This window comes from Pseudomonadota bacterium, from assembly GCA_039815145.1.
Lineage (GTDB): Bacteria > Pseudomonadota > Gammaproteobacteria > Steroidobacterales > JBCBZW01 > JBCBZW01.
Genome location: JBCBZW010000206.1, coordinates 1 through 6,279, shown reverse-complemented (window position 1 = coordinate 6,279; position 6,279 = coordinate 1). Strand labels below are relative to the sequence as shown.

8 protein-coding genes are annotated in these 6,279 nt (G+C 65.5%); 2 read left to right on the top strand and 6 right to left on the bottom strand.

The window, feature by feature from the left end; genetic code table 11:
- Nucleotides 1-419, top strand: a 419-nt coding sequence (locus AAF184_24265) for an amino acid permease (GenBank protein MEO0425471.1), incomplete at its 5' end; no start/stop codon positions are given.
- 24 nt (nt 420-443) lie between these two features.
- Here AAF184_24265 and AAF184_24260 read toward each other — a convergent pair.
- Complete coding sequence (locus tag AAF184_24260) at nt 444-764, bottom strand: hypothetical protein (protein ID MEO0425470.1); 321 nt, start codon at nt 762-764, stop codon at nt 444-446.
- Nucleotides 765-1,006: 242 nt separating this feature from the next.
- Between AAF184_24260 and AAF184_24255 the strand changes: the two genes are divergently transcribed.
- Nucleotides 1,007-1,864, top strand: coding sequence for a hypothetical protein (locus tag AAF184_24255; protein ID MEO0425469.1), 858 nt, complete (start codon nt 1,007-1,009; stop codon nt 1,862-1,864).
- A gap of 145 nt (nt 1,865-2,009) precedes the next feature.
- Here AAF184_24255 and AAF184_24250 read toward each other — a convergent pair whose 3' ends face one another.
- From AAF184_24250 to AAF184_24230, 5 genes are all read right to left on the bottom strand, one after another.
- Entirely contained in the window at nt 2,010-3,185 is a 1,176-nt protein-coding gene (locus AAF184_24250) for an alpha/beta hydrolase (protein ID MEO0425468.1), read from the bottom strand.
- Between the two features lie 64 nt (nt 3,186-3,249).
- The gene (locus AAF184_24245; protein ID MEO0425467.1) at nt 3,250-3,933 is read right to left on the bottom strand and encodes a glutathione S-transferase N-terminal domain-containing protein; all 684 of its coding nucleotides are present in this window, start codon (nt 3,931-3,933) and stop codon (nt 3,250-3,252) included.
- Nucleotides 3,934-4,179: 246 nt separating this feature from the next.
- Nucleotides 4,180-4,710 carry an SRPBCC family protein gene (locus AAF184_24240; GenBank protein MEO0425466.1) on the bottom strand — a complete coding sequence of 177 codons (531 nt, stop codon included), beginning with the start codon at nt 4,708-4,710 and terminating at the stop codon, nt 4,180-4,182.
- 2 nt (nt 4,711-4,712) lie between these two features.
- Nucleotides 4,713-5,057, bottom strand: coding sequence for a metalloregulator ArsR/SmtB family transcription factor (locus AAF184_24235; GenBank protein ID MEO0425465.1), 345 nt, complete (start codon nt 5,055-5,057; stop codon nt 4,713-4,715).
- 67 nt (nt 5,058-5,124) lie between these two features.
- Nucleotides 5,125-6,279, bottom strand: a 1,155-nt coding sequence (locus tag AAF184_24230; protein MEO0425464.1) for a tetratricopeptide repeat protein, incomplete at its 5' end; no start/stop codon positions are given.

The following is a 6,279-nucleotide window of genomic DNA, read 5'->3' as shown; positions in this document are numbered from 1 at the left end:
TCGGTCAGGACTTTCGCGCCTTCGGCTGGTTCGCGCGCACCAACGCGACGGGCTTGCCGGTCTTTGCCATCGCTTTTCAGTGCGTGCTCGCCTTGCTGTTCATCTTCGTGTCCTCGTTCGAGGGCATCATCCGCCTGGCGGGCTTCACGCTGGGGCTGAACTCGTTCCTCACGGTGTTGGGGGTGTTCGTGTTGCGCGTTCGTCGACCGGATCTGCCGCGTCCGTATCGGACCGCGTGGTACCCGCTGCCGCCGCTGGTGTACCTGGCGATCACGGGGTGGACGCTGGTGTATCTTGCGGTGAGCAACGTGACGGAGGCCGCCGTTGCGGCAGCGATCATCGTCTCCGGGTTGGTGTTCTACGCTGTTAGCCGCAGGCTTGGTGTCGGCGACATCGAGGGTCGAGAGAGCTCCGGCTAGGGAGCGGCAACTCGCCGCCGAGTATCACTCGCCTACGGTCACGTCGAGATAGCCCCGATCGATCGCCGTCTCCAGAGCGGTGGTGGCAGCGGCGAGCTCCTCGTAGGCCTCCCGCTTGCTCGCCAGCGCGGCGATCTGCTCGCCGCTCGGCTGCCCGTCGGCGCCTTCCGCTATCTCCAGGAGTTCCTTTAGGTAATCGAGGCGCGCCTTAGCGGCCAGGGTGATCGCCGGCTCGAGGTGCTCGATGCCCAGGGGCTGCACCTCGGGATTCATGATCTCGCGGTTGATGTCCCGCCGCGTCTTCTCGAGCTCCAGCAGGAAGCGATTGGTCTGCATGTCCGACATGGCTGTCTCCGTAGGGCAGGGCCCTTACTGCTTCGACGAGGCTAGCAGTTCCCTAGGCCGCCGCGTCGGAACGCTGCGCTCAGTTTGTGCGGCCATGAGCGACCCAATTCTCATAATTCGCGGGGGGTTAGACATACATCGGGGATGGCGCCCGCAAGCCCCTCAGGAATGCTTGAACCGTTTTCGAAGCGTGGGGTACCCAATGGGTGTGTGTTCATTCAGCCCTGTGGGAGATTCGAGAGATGCAAACCGCCGCTACCGACGCCACCGCAAAAGGCCGCTACTTCTGGGAGCTGATCTTCAGCTTTGCCAACGAAGACAACGACGATGTCGCCACCATCATCAAGCGTGAGATCGAGGTCGTCACCAAGCGCTCGATCGACTCGCGTCGCTTCGTCTCCAGCACCTTCTCGGTGAACTCAGGGTTCAGCTTCCGTAAGGAAGCCAGTGCGTCGATGGAATTCAAAGGGGTCACGGCGGGTGCCACGTCGGAGTTCTCGACCCACCTGGAGGTGGCCCACGAGATCACACGCACCTTCGAAACCCAGACGAGAATCGAGGAAGAACGCTCCGAGCGCCAGGTCTACCACATCGGCCCCGGCGACACGCTCAACCTCTACCGCCTGGTCTACTCGTTCGAGGGCTCGCTGGTGCATACCAACATCGTGGCCACCGCGCCGCGGGAGGATGTGGAGGTCGAGCTTGGCTTTGCTATCGAAGAGAGGATCCTGGGCCTCAACGAGATCCTCGATGCCCTGCAGTCCGTGCGTCCGCGCTTCGACAACAAGGGCGAGTGGTCTGACATCCGCTCGGTGATCGTGTCGGCGCGCGACAAGTCCTACGAGGAGGCCTTCCGCAGCCTGGTGGAAGTGCTCGGCGACACCTCGCCGCGACGGGACAACAAGGGTGAGTGGCGCGAGATCCGCCAAACCTGCAACGAGATCCTGCAGGCTTGGGATAGCACCAACAAGCACATGCTGTTGCGCAAGCTGCTGAACCGCTTCCTGGTCACCAAGCCCGGGCGGGACAACAAGAAGGAGTGGGCGCACATCCGTCGCGTGTCGAGCGAGATCCTGCAGGAGCTGCGTCAGGTCTTCTGAGGTCGGGAAAGAGGGCGATCCGCACCGCGGAACGGCCCAACCGCTACGCGCCCTGCGGCGGGTCCGCAGGGCGCGAACGGTCAACTCAGGTGCTTCAGCGATCGCGTATCGGTAAAGGCCCCTCAGCGGGCAAGGCGTTATGCGCTTAGCACAACCATTCGCCTAGCTTGGCGCAAACGTCAGGGTGGCTCATCAGGTCCATATGATCCATCCGATAGCCGACCCATTGCTGCTGAGGCGGGATGCCCAGTGACCGCTCCCGATCGGGATGGTGCCCGAGGGCGCTCTGCAGCGGCACCAACCCGTCTCCCACCCAGCGATCGCGCAGCGGACGTTGCTCCGCCCCTTGCACGGCAGCCATCGCGTAACAGTCCACCCCAGGCGGCAACGGCACGGGTTCCCCGGTGCTGACGATCCGCCCGTGACGCAAATCGGTAATGCCGGCACTTCGCGCCTTGCTGACGAGGCTTATCGGCGATGAGTACGGACTGAACTGCAGCACACGGTCGATGAGGTGTCCCGCCCGCTCCAGCGGTGCCCCATGGTGGGGGCTACCTAGGAACACGAGCTTGGTCAAGCGCTTCACCCAGTGCAGATCGCTGGCGAGCGCGTGGTGGCAGGCGCTGCGCGTGACGAGTCCGCCCATGCTGTGCCCCATGATCACCAGATCCTCCAGCGGCGCCCGCCATCGCTCCAGCAGCGTCTCCAGCAGGTGCGCCAGCTGCTGCCCGGTGGCGCTGATCGCCAGACCGGTGTTGTAGCGCAAGTACAGAGGGGTGAAACCGTGGTCGTCTGCCAGGGCGGCACCGTGATCGTGACCATTGTGCTGCCAGTGACCCTCGTGCAGGCAGAGGCCGTGAACGAGGATCAGTAGGCGGGTCGGTTTCGACTCGTGGAGGTGCGGCCGAAGGCTACGCTCAGGATCACGAGGATCTACCACCACGCCCCGGTGATGAAGGCTCATCGGGGTGGCGAGGCTGTTGTCCGTCGCCACCAGGTAATCCCCGAACGCACCATTCAGAAACGCTCGCTGATCGTTAGGTACCGCAGGAGTGGCTCGCTCCCCGCGTTCGGCATCTGCGACGGACAAGCCGGCATCCACGGCCTTCCGGGTGAGCCGGATGCCACCCCGTACGCAGCCGTAGACGAAACCAGTCACGCCGCGCGTACGGGCCGGTCCAGCGCCGCCCACCGGCCAGGCACCTGACTGAATCGTGGCGTGCATACGCTCGGTCACGTCGGTCAAGCCCTCGCTTGCCTCGAGGGCGAGGCGTACGGCGCCCCGCAGGGAGGGCAATCGAGGGGCGTGGTGCTCGGACATCACATCATGCTACCTGAGATGTCGGGCCTCGAATGTGGGGGTCGAAGTCGCCGGGCGCTCGCGGTTAGGCGCCTGCCCGCGAAGAAATGCCATGCGCAACGCCATCGAAAAGGGCGAATCCACGCTCGATGTAAGCCTTGAGCGGATCGTCGTCCAGCAGGAGCGCACAGCTGGCGCACCCCGTGAGCCAGGCGAAGAAGCCGAGCCAGATGTAATCCCCGTAGCCGGGCGCATCACCGTGCAGCCACTGCGCATCGGCGAGTTCTGCACGCAAAGGGCCGAGTGCTTCGCGGGCTTGCGGTAGGCGAACGTCGCGATCAGCCGAGAGGTTCTCGAGGGTGTCGCCGAAGCGAGCCTCGCGGTTCTCGCGGAAGTAGACGGCATCGGCTGAGGCCAGGCCATCGTGGATGTCCTTGATGAAGATCGGCAGGAAGTTGCGGAAGCCGACCTTGCCCAGCAGGGACTCCACGGCCTGCGCCCGTTCCAGGCCATCGCCGAGCAGCGTCGGTGCCTGTGGGTAGGCGGCGTCGAGGTGTTTCGCGATGGCCCAGCTGTCGTGGATCTCCTCGCCGTCTTCCTCCACCAACACGGGCACCGTCTTGAAGCCGCCGTTGCCGAAGCCTGGCGATATCTGCGTGAAGGGCAGGCGTTCGCTCTCGTAGGTGAGTCCCTTGTGCGCGAGCGCATACTTGGCGCGCCAGACAAACGGGCTTTCGACGTTGGCGAGTTCGTAGAGTTTGCGAGTCATCGGCGCGCTCCAGGTGTTGGTTAACGGCAATACTGATGGGGCAGTGCGGCCTGCTCGTGGCTAGCGAGAGAGCGGGCGCAAGTTTAGCAGTATGCCGGTGCCAGGAGCCTGGTGGCTGAGTCGGAGGCGACCGCTTGTGCGGCACCCTTCATTGATCGTTCAGTCGTCGCCGAGGGCTCGAAGCTGGCGAGTGGCAGCTCGCCGCTCCAGCGGAGGATCGCGCCGGCTTTTCTACCGCTGGCCCCTTCACACGTTGGCGAGTCGCGCGCGGTACACGTCTTCCAATGGCATGTGATGGGCCCAGAAGTCACGCACGGCACGCCCTTCGATGGCGTCGCCCATGAGGTCCAGGTGGGCGTGCCAGCCGGCCATGATCCCGACCATGGTTTCACCGCCCGGCACGTGTCGATGTTCCAGACGCAGGAGCACCTTTTCGCCCTGGGCCTGCAGGGTGATGGTCACGGTGCTGTCAGGTGCATCGCCTTCCGGCCAGGTGAATGCCAACCGGTGAGGCGCCTCGTAGGCGATGACCTTGCCCTCGTAGTTCACCACCTGTTCGCCGGCGTACTTCTCGGGGGCAGGCTGCTGCGAGAGGCGGCGGTGATCGAACTGGAACTCGATCGTGCTGCCCTCCTCCGTGCCTACCTGGCCGGCGCAAAACCACGTCTGCCGCAGGTCGGATTGGGTGAGGTAGTCCCAAACTCTTTCGATAGGTCCTGGCAACAGGCGTTCCACGACGAGCGTGTCGGGCGGGTCCAGACGTGTCCAGTCTTCCATGGTCAGGGGTCCTTCTGTTCGCTATCAGGGGGGTCCTGCAGCGCCGCTTCGAGGGCATCGAGGCGCGCCTCCCAGAAGCGTTGGTAGCGCGATAGCCACGCGTGCGCCGCGGCGAGGGGGGCAGGATTGAGTGAGATCAGGTGGCTACGGCCTTGGCGCTGGCGTTGCACGAGCCCGGCGCGCTCGAGGACGGCGACGTGCTTGGAGGCGCCGGCCAGGCTCATCGCGTGCGGGGCTGCGAGGGCGCTGACGGTGCGCGGGCCGCCCTCGAGCGCGACGAGCATGTCGCGCCGGGTGGCGTCGCCGAGGGCGCGGAAAGCCTCATCCATCGGAATATGCTCAACCATGCGGTTGAGTGTCCGTGCGCGGCGCTTAAAAGTCAACCAGTTGGTTGAATATCTGGCGCTAGTGGCGTCAGCTGCTGGACGAGGAGGGTGCGGCGCTCAGCCGTGCCTGGTACTCGCGGGCGCGCGCCGGCTTGCCCCAGGCTTCGTACAACGCCACGAGGTGCTGCAGCGTCGGCGTCGTGCAGCCGGGCGCGTGACAATCGGTCTCGAGCGTCGCCAGCGTGGCGCGCAACAGCACCTCCGCCTCCGTGTAGCGTCCCTGAGCGGTTCGAAGCGCCCCCAGTGGCCCCGACACCCTGGCGACCTGCAGATGACTCGCCTTGTACCGCTCCAGGCGGATGGCGTGGGCCCGTTCCAGCATCGCGGCTGCCTCCTCCAGGCGGCCTTGCTGCAGCAACGAGCGACCGTAGCCCAGGCGTGCCTGGGCCTGGGCCGGGTGATCTGCTCGCGCGTTCCCCTCCAACCAGGCAAGGGCTCGGCGATAGAGCGCATCTGCCGTCGACAACTTCCCGCGGTCGCGTATCACGTTGGCCAGGTCTATCCGATCGATGTGCACGCCGATGTGCGCCTCACCGACTGCCGCCACCCGCGTGGTCAGCGCCTCCCGAAAGCGAGCCTCGGACTGGGCGAGCTCTCCCTTCGCGTGGTGGATACCGGCGAGGTTGCGATACGCATTCGCCATGCGCCAGTGATCATCCCCCAACCTAGCGCGTTTGATCGTTAGCGATTCGGTGGCGGCGGCGAGCGCGTCGTCGTAGCGGCCGAGGTCTCGGTACACCAAGCCCAGGTTGTGCAGGACGGCCGCGATGCGCGGATGATCGTCCGGTAGTTGCGCTCGGTAGGCCGCCAGCGCCTCGCGGAAGATCGGCTCCGCCTCTCCCGGGCGGCCCTTACGCCAGAGGATCAGCGCGTAGTTGTTCATGCTCTGCGAGAGGGCTGGGTCGCCCTCGGGGTAGGCCTCGCGACGCAGGGCGAGCGCATCCGCGTAGAAGGCCTCCGCTTCGGCTAGGCGCCCCTGTTGCCGTAGCACTTCGCCGAGCCCGGTAAGTACGCCCGAGGCGGCGAGCGTGCGTTCGAGGCCGAGGGCTCCGTACTCGGCGAGGGCCTGGCGGAACAGTTTTTCGGCGTCTTCGTAGCGCCCCATGTTGCGATAGAGCTCGCCGAGGCCGCCCTCCGTGTCGGCGATCTGGGGGTGCGGGCTGTCGTAGAGCGATGTCGCCAG

Coding starts and splice junctions, on each gene's coding strand:
- AAF184_24250 (MEO0425468.1), bottom strand. CDS start 3,185: ATGTCCGAGCACCACGCCCCTCGATTGCCCTCCCTGCGGGGCGCCGTA.
- AAF184_24255 (MEO0425469.1), top strand. CDS start 1,007: ATGCAAACCGCCGCTACCGACGCCACCGCAAAAGGCCGCTACTTCTGG.
- AAF184_24235 (MEO0425465.1), bottom strand. CDS start 5,057: ATGGTTGAGCATATTCCGATGGATGAGGCTTTCCGCGCCCTCGGCGAC.
- AAF184_24260 (MEO0425470.1), bottom strand. CDS start 764: ATGTCGGACATGCAGACCAATCGCTTCCTGCTGGAGCTCGAGAAGACG.
- AAF184_24240 (MEO0425466.1), bottom strand. CDS start 4,710: ATGGAAGACTGGACACGTCTGGACCCGCCCGACACGCTCGTCGTGGAA.
- AAF184_24245 (MEO0425467.1), bottom strand. CDS start 3,933: ATGACTCGCAAACTCTACGAACTCGCCAACGTCGAAAGCCCGTTTGTC.